Origin of the sequence: Trichocoleus sp. FACHB-46 (assembly GCF_014695385.1) — a bacterium.
Lineage (GTDB): Bacteria > Cyanobacteriota > Cyanobacteriia > FACHB-46 > FACHB-46 > Trichocoleus.
In genome coordinates this window covers 153,782-171,297 of record NZ_JACJOD010000013.1, presented here as the reverse complement: position 1 = coordinate 171,297, position 17,516 = coordinate 153,782, and the positions used below count along the sequence as shown (strand labels likewise).

Here is a 17,516-nt window from a genome sequence, read left to right as displayed (position 1 = left end):
TCTGCTAGGGTGTCTCGCAGCAAAATACCTGAAGCTGTCCAAGAACAAGTACGTCAACGAGCAAGTTATTTATGTAAGTATTGCCACGCCTCAACAGTGGCAGGGTTAGACCTCAACCGCGATCGCGTGCTTAACATTCGGGCAACCGATTAAGAAATAGGCTGCCATCCACCATCAAACGATCCACGACAAGTGAATAATTAACGTTGCAACTTGTGGTTGAGCAACTTTGCAACCTGGAGCGTCTATATAATGTCCTGAAACTTCAGATTGTTTTGTTGTATTTAGATTGGCAGCTAACGCGATCGCAAATAGCCGATCCTAGAGAGGGGGAAATAGGGCGGAAACCCGAACCTAGTCTATCGACGGATTGATGGGTACCCTAGCACTGAGCAGCCTCGCTAGCAAGATAGAATGAATCCAGCAAATGATCTCAACAATAGTTAAGATACGCGGGGAGAATTTCAACGCATGGGTAAAGTAGTCGGCATTGACCTGGGTACGACAAACTCAGTGGTCGCCGTCATGGAGGGCGGAAAGCCAGTGGTCATTGCTAATGCCGAAGGCATGCGGACTACCCCCTCAGTGGTTGGCTTCAGCAAAGAAGGCGAATTGTTAGTCGGGCAAATGGCTCGGCGGCAAGCTGTCCTGAATCCACAAAACACCTTTTATGGAGTCAAGCGATTCATTGGGCGGCAATATGCCGAGCTAAGCCCAGAGTCTAAGCGAGTTCCCTACACCATTCGCAAGGACGATCGCGGCAACGTCAAAATCAAATGTCCCCGACTGGATAAAGACTTTGCGGCTGAAGAAATCTCAGCAAAAGTTTTGCGGAAGTTGGCCGATGATGCAGGACGCTACTTGGGTGAGTCTGTGACGGGTGCGGTGATTACCGTTCCCGCTTACTTCAACGACTCCCAACGCCAAGCCACTCGTGATGCGGGACGCATTGCGGGTTTAGAAGTGCTGCGAATTCTCAACGAACCCACCGCTGCAGCCCTCGCCTACGGTTTAGATCGCCAACAAAGCCAAACGGTATTGGTGTTTGATTTGGGTGGCGGCACGTTTGACGTATCTATTTTGGAAGTTGGGGAGGGTGTGTTTGAAGTTAAATCCACCAGTGGCGATACCCAACTGGGCGGCAATGACTTTGATAAAAAAATTGTCGATTGGCTAGCAGAGCAGTTTCTAGAAGAAGAAGGCGTAGATTTACGTCGCGATCGCCAAGCCCTGCAACGCCTCACCGAAGCGGCAGAAAAAGCCAAGATTGAACTGTCTGGTGTTACCGTCACCGAAATCAATTTGCCTTTTATCACCGCTACTGCCGATGGCCCTAAGCATCTAGAAACCAAACTGACGCGATCGCTGTTTGAGGGACTGTGTGGCGATTTAGTCAGTCGCTTACGAATTCCCGTGAAGCGGGCGCTTTCCGATGCCACCATGTCTCCGGGCGATATTGACGAAGTGATTTTAGTCGGTGGCTCCACTCGCATTCCGATGGTGCAACAACTGGTGCGGGGCTTGATCGATCGCGAACCCAACCAGAACGTCAACCCCGATGAAGTAGTCGCAGTCGGAGCGGCAATTCAAGCAGGTATCTTGGCGGGAGAAGTCAAAGACATTCTGCTACTGGATGTGACTCCGCTCTCTCTCGGTCTGGAAACCATTTCTGGAGCGATGAAGAAGCTAATTCCTCGCAACACCACCATCCCAGTTCGCAAGTCTGACATTTTCTCCACCGCTGAGAACAACCAAACGGTGGTGGAAATCCATGTGCTGCAAGGCGAGCGTGAGATGGCCTCGGATAACAAATCTCTAGGGCGGTTCAAGCTGAATGGCATTCCCCCAGCTCCTAGAGGACTTCCCCAAGTACAGGTATCGTTTGATATTGATGCCAACGGGATTTTGCAAGTGACCGCGCTCGATCGCACCACAGGCCGAGAGCAAACCATCGTTATTCAAGAAGCCTCAAATCTTAGCGAAGCCGAAGTGCAGAAAATGATTCGGGAAGCGGAGCAATTTGCCGATGCTGATCGCCAACGCCGCGATCGCGTCGAGAAGCGAACCCGTTCAGAAGCGCTCACCTTTGAAGCAGAGCGAGAGTTGCGGCAAGTCGCGCTCGACTATGGCATGTACTTTGCCAGCGACAAGCGCCGCCGCATCGAAGTCTTGATCCAAGAACTGCGGGAAGCTCTGGAATCTAACGACGAGCGCAGCGTGGATTTGGCCCAGGCGAATCTGCAAGATGCACTGTACAATCTCAAGCGAGAAGCGTATCAGTACGCCCAGGCCGAGGAGGAAGAAGACGACTTCTTTGGGTCGATCCGCCGGACAATTACGGGTGACTCACCTCGTGATTCCCGCCGTGATTACGATGACAGCTTTGATACGCCATACCGCAGACCTGGTTCTGGCTCTGCCTATGGCGTGGGTGCAGGCCGTTCTGGCCCGAATTACCAGAATGACAACTGGGACGAGGATGACGATGACTGGCTCTAGACAGTTTTTGGGTGCGGGGGGTTAGGTTTGAACGCCGATTACTAGTTCCTCACAACCAACAACGGACAATCAATCATTGAGTGTTAACTTCCTTATGCAAAACTTTCGGAACTACTACGAAATTCTGGGAGTTTCCAGAGATGCTTCTATAGAAGAGATCAAAAAAGTTTATCGGCGGCTGGCAAGGCAATATCACCCCGACCTGAATCCGGGGAATAAAGAAGCTGAGGAAAAATTCAAAGATGTGGGAGAAGCCTATGAAGTGCTTTCCGACACGACCAAGAGAGCGCAGTACGACCAGTTCAGTCTCTTTTGGAAGCAGAAAGGCTTTCAAGGGGCGAATGCGGCGCGGGGGGCAGCGGCATGGAGCGATCGTAACAATGGTCGGGCGAACGATGACCTAGATTTCGGCTCCTTCCCAGATTTCAACAGCTTTGTAGATCAGCTGCTCAATCGGCGCACCACCGCTAAAACGGCGACCGCTGGCACAAATTCCCGCACTACCACTGCCACTCAAGAATATTACCGCCCAGGCACCACCAAGACCACCTATACGGTACGGACAGGTCGCCGAGACGCCGAAGCTAAACTGAGCGTCCCCCTCGATAAAGCTTATACAGGCGGTCGCGAACGAGTGCGGCTGGAAGATGGGCGATCGCTAGAAGTGAATATGCCCGGTGGCATGTTTTCTGGGCAGCGGATTCGGCTCAAGGGTCAAGGCGTTAACGGGGGTGACCTGTACCTAAAAATTGAAGTCACCTCTCACCCTTACTTCAAGTTAGAAGGGACTGATATTCTCTGCCAGCTCCCGATCACGCCAGTAGAGGCAGTTTTAGGGGGGCAGATTGAGGTGCCAACTCTAGATGGATTGGTGAAAATGCGAATTCCCCCAGCCGTGCGTCCGGGTCAACGCCTCCGCTTAGCTGGCAAAGGATATCCCAATGATCAGGGAGTGCGCGGGGACCAGATTGTCGAAATCCAAATTGCGGTGCCTAGAGACCTGACTGCGGAAGAACGCAATCTCTACGAAAAACTCCGTCAAATTGAAAGTTTCTATCCCCGCGCTGACTTGCCCATCTAAATCACTTCAGTTTCTAGCCTTTATTTTTAGCACTTGAAGAAAAGTGCTCTAGTTTGCGCAAGTGGCGGATGTTTTTAGCTCAACTTGCGGATTTTTGCCGCTCTAGTTACTGCCAAACTAGACTCTATTACAGCATTTTTAATCGCTTAGAACTTAGGCGTTTTTCTCGGAGTTGTGCAGAGAGTTTCTACACAACTATGGCCTACTCAAAAAAACAACTTTTTTAATTACTGTTAATTATTGCTGCGATCGCGACCCATCCCAGAAGCAAACCAAAAAAGCAAATCAAGAGAAGCTGACCATTATGATGACGCTTCAGGAACTGACGACTACAACCGACGTGCCTGTGCTAATCACAGATCATCAAGGCTTCATTACCTTTGTCAATTCTGCCTTTCAAGCCACTTTTGGCTGGCAGAGTGAGGAGATTCTCGGTCAACCGCTCACAGTAGTCATTCCTACGAGCTATCACGATTCCCATCACCTCGGATTTGCTCGCTTTACCCTAACTGAGCAACCGACGATCATGAACCATCCTCTGCGATTAATGGCAGTCACTCAGGATGGCAGAGAAATTCTATCCGAGCATTTTATTACCGCAGAGCAGCAGCTTGGCCAATGGATGTTTGGTGCCATCTTACGGCCTTTGGAGTCGTAACAACCCCTCACGGAGCAAAGCCCTAATGCTAGGCGATCCCACCATCCTGCTCAATCAACTGCGCTCCACACTAGGCAAAATGGAAGTGGCTTTAGGGGCCATTGTCGATTCCATCGTTTGGACGGACGAGGATGGCAGAATTCAATGGTCTAATACTACGTTCGACCGTTTAGTGAATCGGCAACGCTTTGAAGTGTTGGGTACACCACTTCTAGATTTATTGTGCCTAGAGCAACAGAATCAACCACTTACGCCGGAGGAACACCCAGTCAATCGAGTGTTACACGAACGACTGAATGTGACTGGCATTTATGAATTTCAACAGGCTGAAACCAGGCAGGTTTTAGAGATTTATGCCACTTGCATCCAATTTAAGGGTCAGGGAACTAATGCTGTCTTGGCAATTCGAGACCTAACAGAGCGCGATCGCCTGGATGCCGAACTGAAGCAATCCAAGCAAAAGCTCTCACTCCATGTGCAGCAAACTCCCCTAGCTGTCATTGAGTGGAACCTAGATTTTGAAGTGGTGGACTGGAACCCAGCCGCAGAAAAGATTTTTGGTTATGCCCAAAGCGAGGTGGTAGGCTGTCACGCTTTAGAGTTAATTGTGCCCCACACCGCCAGAGAGCAGGTCAAGCAGGTTTGGGTAGAACTCTTGGCCCAAAGAGGAGGCATGCGGAGCACCAATGCCAACCAGACGAAAGACGGCAGAACTATTTTCTGTGAGTGGTACAACACACCTCTGATTGATCAAAACGGTAACCTGATTGGCATTGCCTCGCTGGCTCAGGATGTAACGGAGCGCAAGTGGGCAGAAGAACAGTTGTTGCACAGCGCGATACATGATGCACTGACGCATCTACCCAATCGAACTTTGTTTATGGATCGCTTAGAACATGCCATGCAGCGGGCCAAGCGTTCCACAGGGGATTTGTTTGCAGTCTTATTTATCGATTTAGATCGCTTCAAACTAATTAACGATAGCTTGGGGCACTTAGTTGGGGATCAACTGTTAGTTGCGATTGCTCGCCGTCTAGAAGCCTGCCTAAAGTTAGGCGATACAGTGGCGCGGCTAGGCGGGGATGAGTTTGCCGTCTTACTAGAAGACATTTCAGATTTAAGCGGTGCCACCCAAATTGCTGAGCGCATCAAGCAGGCTCTGACCCTACCCTTCAACCTCAACGGCTACGAAGTGTTCACCACAGCTAGTATCGGGATTGCGCTATATACCCGCAGCTACGTTCAACCAGAAAATTTGTTGCGAGATGCTGATATCGCTTTGTATCGCGCCAAAGCTGTAGGGAAGGCTTGTTATGAAGTCTTTAACCTGAGTATGCATGCTCACGCGGTGGAGCGATTGCAACTGGAGACGGATCTGCGACGAGCCATCGATCGCCAAGAGTTTCAGGTTCGTTATCAACCCATTGTGGTCTTAGCCACAGGTGCAATTGTGGGGTTTGAAGCTTTAGTGCGTTGGCACCATCCTCAGCGCGGCTTGGTTGCTCCGACGGAGTTTATTGCAGTTGCTGAAGAAACAGGCTTGATTGTGCCACTGGGGCATTGGGTGTTGCAGGAAGCTTGCCAACAGGTAGCGAACTGGCAAGTACGCTTTCCCTTCTGCCAACCCCTGACGATCAGTGTCAATATTTCGGGGCGGCAGTTCTCCCAGACGGATTTGATGACCCAAGTTAGTCAAATTTTGCAGACCACCCAGCTAGCGCCTGGGAGCTTGAAACTGGAAATTACTGAAACTGTGTTGATGGAAAATTCGGAACCTGCGATCGCTATGCTACTAGCCCTGAAAACTCTGAATATTCAGCTATACATGGATGATTTTGGCACTGGATATTCATCTTTGAGCTATTTACACCGCTTTCCGATTGATGTCCTCAAAATCGATCGCTCTTTTATCACCACGATAGACACGAATAGTAAGAATTCAGCAATTGTTCAGACGATCATCACGCTAGCCCACAATTTGGGGATGCAAGTAATTGCCGAGGGCGTAGAAACGGCAGTTCAACATACTCAACTAAACCAGATGGGATGTGAGTACGGGCAGGGTTACCTGTTCTCTAAACCTGTGTCTGCTGCTGTCATCACCACCCTGCTAACTCAGCAATATCATTGCCGCGCTCGCCAACTTAGTCCTCATCCGCAGCATCAACGCCAATTATCAAAAGCTGGCAAGGTTTTGCCTGGAAATTGATTCAGAATTTCTGGTCTGAGCGCTACGGCAAACCGATCGCGGATCGAGCTAGCAGTTGATATGCTGGAAATTCTCTAGGTAATAATGCGATCGCACCCCTATCAAGCTGGAAGACCCTGATAGGATCGAGAATAGACGGAGACACACATCATCAACCCATCATGACTCTGGGCAACTTACGTGATCTATATCAACAAGTGATTCTGGAGCGTTATAAAAAACCTCGTAACAAGGGTACAACCTCTCCAGTCCATCGCTATCAAAAAGGCCATAATCCCTCTTGTGGTGACACGATCGAACTGACCCTGCAACTCAACGAGAACAGCGACCGGATTGAAGATGTCAAATTTGAAGGGGAAGGCTGCGCGATCGCGATCGCCTCTACAGATCTGATGGCTGAGGCCTTGCGAGGTCGCACTGTTGCCGAAGCGCTAGAAATGGTGCAACGCTTCCAAACCATGATGAAAGGAGAAGCAGAGTTCCCCCAAGAATTGCGGAAGTTAAACGTAATGCAAGGGGTTTCTCAGTTTCCTGTGCGGATTAAATGTGCCAATCTTTCCTGGCATACCTTGAAGGCAGCCTTAGAGCACTCTGAAGCGTCTCAGCCTGCGGGCTTTGTCAGCAACGAATAACCGAGGAATTGCCTCAGCTTTATTGATCTGTCGTTAGTCTTAGTTTGCCACCGTCATGCCTACAACTGCTGATTTTTTAATTGCTACTAAGTGGTCAGGCATTCTGACCTTAGTTTGCGCTGCTTTAACCGTTTTAATGTTTGTGTTCCAGTGGGGCGTGCGGTTCCGCTTTGTAGGAGTCACAGGCTTTATGGGGGTTTTAACCGTTGGCTTTTTTGCTCTCGGTTTGGTGCCTCTGACCCATACCATCATCCCGGGTGCCGCTCCTTTCTCACTCATCTATGACTCTGGAGCCAGTCAGGCTGTTATTTCGGTTTCACCCAAGATCAAGCAATCTGAGTTAGATGCCACTCTGCGCCAGGCAGCTTCCGATTTGTTCTCCTTTGGTCGCTTGGGAGGAGCAGACGAGAAACTCACGATTCGGGCGCGAACCATTATTCACCCAGAAGCGGGGCAATCGGTGCCTCTCTATTTAGGTGAAGTCAAGCGATCGCTGGCATCGCGAGATGACACCAATTTGGCGGTAACGATCTATGACCAAAATTTTGCTCGTTTGCCTCAGCTAGAGACCGCATCTCGCCCATCCTAAAACTTCCATCGGTTAGTTAGAAACTGGGTGATCTTTACGCCTTAGTTTCAGTGCAAACTAACCTGGAAATAGTAGTAAAGTTGTCCTTACCCTACGTAAATGTCAACGACCTCGCGATCGTGCCCTATGCCTCATCCCTCTCTGCCGGATTCATCATCAACCCAAACTAAAACCACGACTGCACTGCTCTCGCTGATGGTCGCGCCCGCTCAAGTGATCCGAGGCGAGCAAGCGTTGGCCCAGGTAGGGGAGGCAATTGGTCGCTTAGGACAGCGGCCTTTAATTGTAGGGGGCGATCGCACCTTAGCGGTGGTGCGACCTTGGCTGGAACCTGTGTTACAACAGGAAAAATTATCATTCGCTCAAGCTGCCTATGGTTTAGATTGCAGCGAGGCAGGATTGGCAACACTCCGAGAAGCAGTTGCGACTCACCAAGCCGATGTGATCATTGGTGTTGGTGGTGGTAAAGCTTTAGATGCGGCTAAATTGATTGCTCATCAGTCCCAGTTGCCGATTGTGACTGTGCCCACTTCAGCAGCCACTTGTGCGGCTTGGACAGCCCTCTCCAATATCTATTCCGATCAAGGAGCCTTTCTGTACGACGTGGGTTTGCCCCGCTGTCCAGATTTGTTGGTGCTTGACTATAGCTTGATTCGGACGGCTGATCAGCGAACTTTGGTCGCAGGTATTGGCGATGCCTTGGCGAAATGGTATGAAGCTTCCGTCAGCAGCGGTCACTCTGAGCAAACCTTACTGATTGCCGCAGTCCAGCAAGCCCGCGTTTTGCGCGACATTCTGTTTCAAAAGTCTGTGGCCGCTTTGCAAGAACCAGGGGGTGACGCTTGGCGGGAAGTAGTAGATGCTTCCGTGTTGTTGGCAGGAGTGATTGGCGGTTTGGGTGGAGCCCAATGCCGTACAGTTGCTGCTCATGCGGTGCATAATGGCCTCACGCATCTGTTGGCTAGCCACGATGCTTTGCATGGCGAGAAGGTAGCTTATGGCATTCTGGTCCAACTGCGCCTAGAAGAAATGCTGCAAGGAAATCAACTAGCAGCGACAGCACGACAGCAGCTCTTAAAGTTCTATGCTGAAATCGGTTTACCCCAAACCTTAGGAGATCTGGGTTTAGAGCAGATTTCGCTGGCAGATTTACAACATGCTGCTGAAGTAGCCTGTGCTCAAGGCTCGGACATTCACCGTCTGCCATTCTCGGTTGTGCCTGCACAACTCATGGCAGCTATGGTTTCGACAATGGCTCCGGTTGAAGTCAGTCGTACCACTCTGACTCAGGCAACCAGCAACGAGGTGTAAGGAATGGAACTGGATTGGATTACCCCTGCCGAACGTCTGCGTGCGCTCCCTCCCTATGTATTTGCCCGCTTAGATGAGTTGAAAGCTCGTGCTCGCGAACAGGGTCTGGACTTGATTGATTTGGGAATGGGCAACCCAGATGGCCCTACACCTCAACCTGTCGTGGATGCAGCGATCGCGGCTCTACAGGACCCAGCCAATCATGGTTATCCTCCTTTTGAAGGCACTGCCAGTTTCCGCCGCGCCATCACCAGCTGGTACCACCGTCGTTATGGTGTTAGCCTTGACCCCGACGGAGAAGCTTTGCCGTTGCTGGGGTCCAAAGAAGGGTTGACTCACTTAGCGATCGCCTATGTCAATCCCGGTGATGTTGTTTTAGTTCCCAGCCCGGCTTATCCAGCTCATTTCCGGGGACCGCTCATTGCTGGGGGTAAGATTCACAACCTGATCTTGAAGCCAGAAAATGATTGGCTGATCGATTTGGCTGCGATTCCCGATGATGTAGCCAAGCAAGCCAAAATCCTTTACTTCAACTACCCCAGTAATCCAACAGCGGCCACAGCCCCCCGTGAGTTCTTTGAAGACATTGTCGCTTTCGCCCGCAAGCATGAAATTCTGCTGATCCATGATCTTTGCTATGCGGAACTCGCCTTTGATGGTTATCAGCCCACCAGTTTGCTAGAGATTCCGGGGGCTAAGGACATTGGGGTAGAGTTCCACACCATGTCCAAAACCTATAATATGGCGGGTTGGCGGGTTGGTTTTGTGGTGGGCAATCGCCACATTATTCAAGGACTGCGAACGCTAAAAACCAATCTGGATTACGGCATCTTTGCGGCCTTACAATCTGCGGCTGAAACTGCCTTGCAACTGCCCGATGTTTACTTGCACGAAGTTCAAGCTCGCTACCGCACCCGTCGAGATTTCTTGATCCAAGGATTGGAAGAGCTGGGTTGGAGCATTCCGAAGACTCGCGCCACCATGTATCTCTGGGTACCTTGTCCACCAGGGCAAAACTCTACTGACTTTGCTCTGTCGGTACTGCAACAAACAGGTGTGGTTGTGACCCCAGGTAATGCCTTTGGTCCTGGCGGCGAAGGATATGTTCGCATTAGCTTAATTGCAGATTGCGATCGCCTAGGTGAAGCCTTGCAACGATTGAAACAAGCTAACATTCGTTATCAAGCCGAAGCCGTTGGGTCTCACTCCGAATAATTATTACCTTCAAAAATAATCGTGGGTCTAGTAAGTATTCACTAGACCCACGGAAAATTGACTAATTTAGTCGCTGAAACTCAGCTTTGCTATTTAACGGCCAGTGGTTCCAGAGGTGCCACCAGTGTTAGTTGTGTCATTGCCAGTTGTACTTGTGCCCTCTGTAGTTGGTGCAGTATCTGACTGATCTCCCGTATTCAGATCGTTGGTGCTAGGTGCGGTATCAGTTGTACTGCCACTGCTGCCCTGAGTAGATGTTGCGTCATTTCCAGTTTGAGGCTGAGTAGGCGCAGGCGCAGGATTGCTGGGTACTGTAATGTTTACGTCAGGAGCGGGAGCGGGTGCTACGTTCACCGTAGGTGCTGGAGCGGGAGCGGGAGCAGGTGCTTGAGGTGCTGGAGCCTGTGGCTGAGGAACAGGTACCACTCTGTCTCGCTCAATGATTCGAGTTTCGGTTTTGGTCACCGGGCTAGGCGATGGCTTGGCTGCTGGAGCAACTGAGCGATTCGGCACAATAATGGGTGCTACAGGCGCAGGAGTTTCGCGTCGATTCAAGAAAAATAGTGTGCCAAGAACTAAGCCCAACAAAGAGGTCAGAATAATGCCGATCAGGAGCCCACGAGCTGCATTGTCGTTATCACGAGCAATCTGATTTCCGTCTCGCAATTCCCGTTCGGTGACCTGACCGCTTACGTAGCCATCGCGATAAGACACCTCGTCTGTCGTGGGTGTACGGGTATTAACGGTGTCAGCGTTGCGAGTGACACGAGTATGAGTATTTCCTTGAGCGTCTTGATAAGTCTCTTGACGAACTTCTGAATTGTGGGTTTCGCGGTTATCTCTGTTGTACATTTTTATTGCCAGAACGCTTTCAAAAAAAAGGTTTTTAGAAAAAAGAGCAAAGAAATATTTGAATCGCTAGAGACTACTAGAACCTAATGGGTGAACTCTAAAATCAGTAGATTTCAACAATGACTTCTAAAGTTTTTGAGTCTGTATTTTGTACTAGCTCTACGTGAGCTCTGTATACAAAAGATACTTGGTTTGCAATAACAAACAGTTCTATCGGAAGAGTGGATTATTTGCTCTACCTCCAGGCTGACTTGCTTATTTAACTTTTTAAAGAAGATTTTTATAGCGCGATCGCTGAAAGAGTAGGAAACAAAAGTTACCCTACTTCTTCAAAGCTCAAGTTTCTTTTGAGTAAAAACTAGCTAACGCAGCAAGGCACTCCAAGTTGCAGGCCCAACGATACCATCTGCTTCTAACTGGTACTGGCGCTGAGCTGCTTGAACTGCACTTTGGGTTTCTGGTCCAAAGGCACCATCTATGGCTCCTTGAAAAAATCCGGCGGCTTGTAAGCGCTCTTGCAGTCTAGAAACTGCGGAGCCTTGCATGCCTAATCTTAAAACTGGTAACTCTACCGTAGAGGCTTCAGGTTCAGTGGAGATCGAAGGGACAACTGACCTTGCAGAACTATTACTACCTGCTAAGTCGCTACTGGGTTTCGCGTTGCTGAGACTGGTAGTAGCTAGAGCTGGGGAGCGATCAGGATTTGGGTTGCTGGAATTAGTGATATTAGGAGTGGGAAAGGCCGCAGCAGAGTTGGTAGTAGGGGAAAGATTGGCCGCAGAGATAGTGTTGATGGTAGACGAACGTAGGTTAGCGGTTGGTGGAAAGAGTTGATCCCAGGTGGCAGGCCCAACAATGCCATCCGCAGGAAGCCCTGCTGCTGTTTGAAAGCGAGAGACCGCGATCGCAGTACTTTCGCGATAAAAGCCGTCTACTGCCCCAGCGTAGAAGCCCAATAACCTTAAAGTTGCCTGTAGCTCAGAAACGTCTCGACCTTGAGTGCCTAGTTTTAAGGTGGCTCGATTAATCAAGCTCCCTGGAGATCTAGTTAATGTACTGCCAGTTGGCGTTTGGTTGGCAGCTTCTTGAGCTTCAGCCATCCATGCGAAGGGACCGACTGAGCTAGCCGTTAGTAGGCTGATGATGCTCCAGCGAACAAGCGGAGTGTAAATGATGCTGGGAGTCGCTAAGCCTCGATCCAGGCTGCTTTTCATTGACCTCACTCCTCTGTCAACTCAGTGACATGCGATCGCATGCCAGACTCCCCTGAGTTTATCTCATGTGTGATCTGGTTCAGCTAGGAACCTGACAATCTACTTTAAAAACAAAATTGCCCCACTGCGTAGAATGCTGTAGGGCAAGAGGACAGTTAAGCGCTTTTCATAGTGTCGTTAAATTCAACTCTAATCTTGGGGTACCGTGTGACGCTTTCTACATTGTCCATCCGGTGACTGGAGAGAGTTTTGTGAGGCAAAATTTTTGAAAAGTTTAAGCTGTGGGCGTTTCAGGCGATTGTATCGAAAACTGTAACTGAATTGCAGTTGCCATCGAACTCCCTTAATCTGGAGCTAACTACTCCTCACACACCACACCAGCAGCCTACAAGGGCTGCTTTTTTCTTGCTCTATTGCTTGACTTTACGCGAAATAGTGAAAGGTCCAGCCCAGTCCCAAGCCAACTAGAGAAAATGCTGATAAGACCCAGAAGGCGGTTAACTGCTTGAATCCGGCAGTTTGTAAGTCTAGCCTTGCCAACATACAAGCAGAAATTGTAACTAAAATATGAACAAAAACATTAGCCATGTAGAGAACTACGGCTGTTAGCGCAGAGCCGCAAAGCACTAGGATAAATCTACCAATGCTAGAAACAGACCAAGTGAAAAATCGCGATCGCAGGCTTTTTTCAGGCGCGGTCAATAATCCTGCCACAATGATGGCGAAGGCAGCGGCAAACAACCAATCAAACCCCGAACTGCGGGATGGGTAAAGGAACCAGCCCCATGTACAGTAGGCAACTACTAAAAGTGCTAGAGAGAGCCAAGGAAGTTTTTTCAGCAATGCCATTCACGCGATTTATTGCCATCCATTTAGTTTACAGATTAGTTGAGATCGCTTGAACTGGGCACGTTGGAATGCACTGCTCGCAAACAATGCAGCGCGATCGAGTGAAAGTAAGTCGGAAAGATTGCGGATCGAGGGTCAAGGCTTCGGTGGGACAAATGCCAGTGCAGAGACCACAATGCACACAAACATCTTCGTCAATCAGCAGTTCTCGACTTGCTAAGGAAACGCCAATGTCTTGCGATCGCATCCAGTCAATGGCTGCATCCAACTGATCAATATCCCCAGACAACTCCACAACGAGCTTGCCAATCTGATTAGGGGCAACTTGAGCGCGGATAATATTAGCGGCAACATTAAAGTCTTTGGCCAGCCGATAAGTGACAGGCATTTGCACAGAACGTTTAGGAAAGGTCAGAGTTACCCGTTTTTTCACAGCAGGCGCTCATAAAGGTTGCTTCGTTGTACTGACCTTTATTATAGATTTCTCTATCAGCGCCCCAAGTAGAGAATTGCAAGGAACCTATCTTGGCCCTACTCAATACAAAAGGGCACCTACCGGAGGTACCCCTACAATTGTGTTGTGCTCAATCTAACAGAGAGGGCTGTTGCAAGACCTAAATCAGACAGCCTAGTACTTTATAAAGATGAGGGACTATCAGGGGAGACCTCAGTGCCTGCGAACTGGATTAGCTGTTGTTGATCTGTAATCAGATCGCTCAGCTCGTTAATATTCACCCCAATGTCTTGGCAGGCTTGGTGCAATTCCTGTTCAAATGTATTCAAATCACTGCCATAGCCGCAGAAATAAGCAGCAGTTTCAACTCCTTGTTTGGCATTCGCTTTGGCACAGTCAATCAGATCTGTACCTTTTAAGGGTGTAGGTGAAGCCATGAATTTAATTCTTCTCAATTCTGCCTTACCAGCCAATTTAGCTAAGCTTTTCTCCTAGTTGATCTCTCGTAGGGCAGAATGCTCACCTGATTGAGGTTGGTTGAGCATGGTTGGAGTGTTAGCCAAGGCCGTTCCCGTCCTAACGATGCTCTCGTTGCCAGTACTTGTAAACAGCATGGGCTAGAGTAACAACTCCGGTTAAAATTGCCGACTCATCCACCTCAAATTGAGGATGGTGTAATGGGTAATTGAATTTATCGGGATAGCCCACACCCAAGCGAAACATGCTGCCAGGAGCATGTTCTAAATAAAGAGAGAAATCTTCGGAGCCTAAGGAAGGCTCTAGTAAAATCTGTACGCGATCGCTCCCCCAAGCTTCATGAGCCGCTGCTTCTAGCAACTGGGTCAAGGCTGGATCATTCTGGACTGAAGGCACTCCCCGACGATAGTGCAGCTCGTATTTGGCACCATAGGTTTGGCAAACATTGGCGACAATTTGCTCAATCCATTCGGGCAGATTGCTGCGAGTTTCAGGATGGAGCGATCGCACAGTTCCTTGAAGACGCACTTGGTCAGCAATCACATTAGGAGCCCGTCCCCCATTAATCTGCCCAAACGTCAAAACCACGGGACGGAGGGGATTTTGGGTACGGCTAATGGCTTGTTGCAAGTTAGTCACGACTTGAGCCGCAATCCAAACCGCATCGATCGCTTCGTGGGGGCGCGCCCCATGACCCGACTCACCCACAATCAAAATTTCTAAATCATCAGCCGCCGCAGTCAGGGCTCCATAGCGGATGCCGACAGAACCAGCGGGAATCGACGGAAAGACATGAACGGATAAAATCGCTGTGACTTGATCCATGACGCCATCTGCTACCATCCAACCTGCCCCTTGGGCAATTTCTTCGGCGGGCTGGAACAGAAAACGCACCGGGCCTGGTAAAGCGCCGTTGAGTTGGGATAACACCATGGCTGTACCCAAACCCACCGTGGTGTGGATATCATGGCCGCAGGCGTGCATAATCCCAGGCTGTCGCGAAGCAAATTCTAGACCAGTTCGCTCCTGGATTGGCAGGGCATCCATATCTGTCCGGATCGCGAGCAACCGTGGGTCGGTGCCTTGATTTGGCAGTTCACCTACGACTCCAACTTTGCCTACTGCTTCTTGCACATGCAACCCGCAGGAGGAAAGGACACCCGCTACATAAGCAGCCGTTTGATATTCCTGGCCGCTTAGTTCTGGATGACTGTGCAGATGGCGACGAATTTCAATTAAACGTGGGGCAAGGGTATGAGCGATCTCTTTAATCTGACTAAGCATGACAATGGGCGCTGCTATGGCTTTCTGGTTGGTGCCAGAACGAGTAGACTATCAAACTGTTGCTTTTCTGGTGTAGCAGAATTAGAAGCACTAATGCTATAAACTGTGCCGAGCCAGCGCTTGACTTCTCTCATCTCTGGGGCGTTGCTATAAGGCTGAAATAGGCCGTAGATAAACGATAGGGAAGCTCCCATGTTCGTATAAAAATAGCCTTGGTTGGGACGTAAAAAAGAGTCGGTAGCGGTTTTGAAGGTGCGATTTTGGTTAAGTGGTAGGTACGGTTTAGGGTTGAGCGCCTTCATGGGACCGAGTCCAGTTGTGACCACTAACGTATCTTGATCCACCCAACTATGGGCGAAGAAACTTTGGCGATCGCCTGCTTCTGCAAATTCCCAACTGGTGACGGGTTGGCCTTGAATGCTACGGGTCGCAATGTTCAAAGCGCCACCAGACTGCGATTTGATGAACTGGTCAAACTTTGTCAGAGCGGCTTCAGCGGCAGGGCGATCGCTGGTTTGCATCACCAAACCCAAGCCCAGGTCCAAGTTGGGATAGAGGCGGCTGAAGGGGCCTTGATTGTCGGGGAACAAAAACGCTGCATATTCCCCATCCATCCAGGGCAACCAATCGCGTTCCAAATTCAAACCACTAAAGGTCCGAATTCCATCGCGAATGAGTTGTAAAGCTGGTTGTAGGGTTGGTTCCGCTTGAGTAATGTCTACGAAGGATTGCCATTGCTGCTTGAGATTCCGGCTAGTGCTGGCGAGATAAGTGGCCCCTGGCATCCGCGTTAGAATCTGCTCGGCATTGGGAGTCAAAACATCAGCCTTGGTGGGTTGTGGCGTTTTGTAGTAGGTACTAATTTGGGTGTGAATGCCTTCTGGCTGCAACCATACATAGCCATCAACGGTGCTGTAATCTTGGGCTAAGCGTTCTAGGCCAACCGTCAGGCTTTCCATTGGCACTGGGCTGGGTGGCTGAGAATCTGCTTTTAATTTACGAGGCAGAGAAGTTTGCGGCTGGGGAGAAGTAGGTTCTTCAGGGGGAGGCGTTGTGGGAATCGGAAATTGGGGTTGAGGGAAGCGAGCAATCTCGGCGATGTTGCCGTAAGCTACCAGCAGCGATCGCTGAAACTGGGGATGCTGCATTGTGCGCTGAAACTGCGGATTCGCTGCTAACGCTGGGCTCTTGCTGCGGCGGGCATCAATTAATTGTTCGATGGGGCCTGGAGTGGTAGCTGTCACCAAGTAACCAGGCAAGACAGCGATCGCTAAACCTGCCTGAGGACTAGGAATGGAGGGAACCGAGAGTCCCCCTCCGGGAATGGGAGGTAAAGGTAAAGTAGGCGTAGAACCGACAGCTTTGAGTTTGGAAAATGCCTGTGGCTTGCCTATCGAAGTCTGAGTCGTTGGTTCAGTCGGCTGAATTTCTTCTTCAGAGGGTGCTTGAGGTGTGGTTTCAGGCTCTGATTCAGTTTCTGGAGCTGACTCGCAGCCTGGCTGGTTTGGTGAGGCACTGTCGCACTGCGCTGGCTTTTCCGCAGGCCACTCCCAAACGGTAACTCCTTTATATTGACGCTCGATCGGAGGCTGGCTTCGGGATGCCTTGAGCTTTGTCAAAAAAGCATTCAAAAGCTGAGTGTCTTTAACTGGGGCTAACAAAAGCGCATGGTTTGCGTTAAGAAGTCCCGAGCTATTTTCTAAGCGGTCGTCGGAGTTCTTTTCTGAACCCGTAAAGGGCATGAGAGCGATCGCCACTCGCTCACCTAGCCAAGGCTGTACATCTGTGGTTAAGTCTAGACCTAGAAAAAGAGCGGGCAGTCCGGCTAGAAAAGGTCTAGCTTGGGAAAACAACTGAAACTGTGTCAGTGTGGTCCAAGCCTCAGTATTGGTGTTGACAAATACTACACCCGCAACATTAGCTGGCAACGTAGCAGTGAGTGAGGAAGATTTAGCAACGTTAGATGGGGAACTGGGTTGCGCGATTACATAACTTGGACTCGTTGCTAGAAGTGCAAGAAGTGGTAATGCGAAACGATGTAGCAAAGTTCTCTCCACCTTTTTTGTTCACAGACTAGCCTATTCCTGTAGGTTTAGCAATCTAGGTTCAACTCCAGGTTTGACTGGTTCTTCTGGCAGTTCAGGTGGGAATAATGACACCATCAGCCAAAATTTACGGCTGAACACCTGGTA

General features: G+C 49.8%; 16 protein-coding genes. 9 read left to right on the top strand and 7 right to left on the bottom strand.

Annotated features, from left to right (window positions below; genetic code table 11):
* Positions 1-9: 9 nt before the first annotated feature.
* From H6F72_RS08385 to H6F72_RS08345, 9 genes are all read left to right on the top strand, one after another.
* Positions 10-153, top strand: a complete 144-nt coding sequence (locus tag H6F72_RS08385; protein ID WP_190433647.1) for a hypothetical protein — start codon at positions 10-12, stop codon at positions 151-153.
* Positions 154-471: 318 nt separating this feature from the next.
* The gene (dnaK, locus tag H6F72_RS08380; RefSeq protein WP_190433645.1) at positions 472-2,499 is read left to right on the top strand and encodes a molecular chaperone DnaK; all 2,028 of its coding nucleotides are present in this window, start codon (positions 472-474) and stop codon (positions 2,497-2,499) included.
* 94 nt (positions 2,500-2,593) lie between these two features.
* Entirely contained in the window at positions 2,594-3,580 is a 987-nt protein-coding gene (locus tag H6F72_RS08375; protein ID WP_190433644.1) for a DnaJ C-terminal domain-containing protein, read from the top strand.
* A gap of 304 nt (positions 3,581-3,884) precedes the next feature.
* A complete protein-coding gene (locus H6F72_RS08370; protein ID WP_190433643.1) occupies positions 3,885-4,238 on the top strand; it encodes a PAS domain-containing protein in 354 nt (117 codons plus the stop codon).
* A gap of 25 nt (positions 4,239-4,263) precedes the next feature.
* Positions 4,264-6,447 carry a bifunctional diguanylate cyclase/phosphodiesterase gene (locus tag H6F72_RS30945; protein ID WP_190433642.1) on the top strand — a complete coding sequence of 728 codons (2,184 nt, stop codon included), beginning with the start codon at positions 4,264-4,266 and terminating at the stop codon, positions 6,445-6,447.
* Between the two features lie 161 nt (positions 6,448-6,608).
* Entirely contained in the window at positions 6,609-7,079 is a 471-nt protein-coding gene (sufU, locus tag H6F72_RS08360) for a Fe-S cluster assembly sulfur transfer protein SufU (RefSeq protein WP_190433641.1), read from the top strand.
* Between the two features lie 55 nt (positions 7,080-7,134).
* Positions 7,135-7,668, top strand: a complete 534-nt coding sequence (locus H6F72_RS08355) for a Ycf51 family protein (protein WP_190433640.1) — start codon at positions 7,135-7,137, stop codon at positions 7,666-7,668.
* Between the two features lie 126 nt (positions 7,669-7,794).
* On the top strand, positions 7,795-8,979 hold the full coding sequence (locus H6F72_RS08350) for an iron-containing alcohol dehydrogenase family protein (protein ID WP_190433638.1): 1,185 nt from the start codon (positions 7,795-7,797) through the stop codon (positions 8,977-8,979).
* A 3-nt stretch (positions 8,980-8,982) separates the two neighbouring features.
* Entirely contained in the window at positions 8,983-10,194 is a 1,212-nt protein-coding gene (locus tag H6F72_RS08345; protein WP_190433636.1) for an aspartate aminotransferase, read from the top strand.
* A gap of 93 nt (positions 10,195-10,287) precedes the next feature.
* Here the strand turns inward: H6F72_RS08345 and H6F72_RS08340 are convergent, their stop codons facing one another.
* The 7 genes from H6F72_RS08340 to H6F72_RS08305 form a co-directional block, all read right to left on the bottom strand.
* Positions 10,288-11,046, bottom strand: a complete 759-nt coding sequence (locus tag H6F72_RS08340) for a hypothetical protein (RefSeq protein ID WP_190433634.1) — start codon at positions 11,044-11,046, stop codon at positions 10,288-10,290.
* 362 nt (positions 11,047-11,408) lie between these two features.
* On the bottom strand, positions 11,409-12,260 hold the full coding sequence (locus H6F72_RS29660) for a peptidoglycan-binding protein (RefSeq protein WP_199298967.1): 852 nt from the start codon (positions 12,258-12,260) through the stop codon (positions 11,409-11,411).
* Positions 12,261-12,683: 423 nt separating this feature from the next.
* Positions 12,684-13,109 carry a hypothetical protein gene (locus H6F72_RS08325; protein ID WP_190433631.1) on the bottom strand — a complete coding sequence of 142 codons (426 nt, stop codon included), beginning with the start codon at positions 13,107-13,109 and terminating at the stop codon, positions 12,684-12,686.
* 28 nt (positions 13,110-13,137) lie between these two features.
* Complete coding sequence (locus tag H6F72_RS08320; RefSeq protein ID WP_190433629.1) at positions 13,138-13,542, bottom strand: NIL domain-containing protein; 405 nt, start codon at positions 13,540-13,542, stop codon at positions 13,138-13,140.
* 203 nt (positions 13,543-13,745) lie between these two features.
* A complete protein-coding gene (locus tag H6F72_RS08315) occupies positions 13,746-14,000 on the bottom strand; it encodes a hypothetical protein (RefSeq protein ID WP_190433628.1) in 255 nt (84 codons plus the stop codon).
* Between the two features lie 139 nt (positions 14,001-14,139).
* Positions 14,140-15,324 (bottom strand): M20 family metallopeptidase, encoded by a 1,185-nt coding sequence (locus H6F72_RS08310; RefSeq protein ID WP_190433626.1) that lies wholly within the window; start codon positions 15,322-15,324, stop codon positions 14,140-14,142.
* 14 nt (positions 15,325-15,338) lie between these two features.
* Complete coding sequence (locus tag H6F72_RS08305) at positions 15,339-17,381, bottom strand: DUF3352 domain-containing protein (RefSeq protein WP_370527465.1); 2,043 nt, start codon at positions 17,379-17,381, stop codon at positions 15,339-15,341.
* Positions 17,382-17,516: the final 135 nt, after the last annotated feature.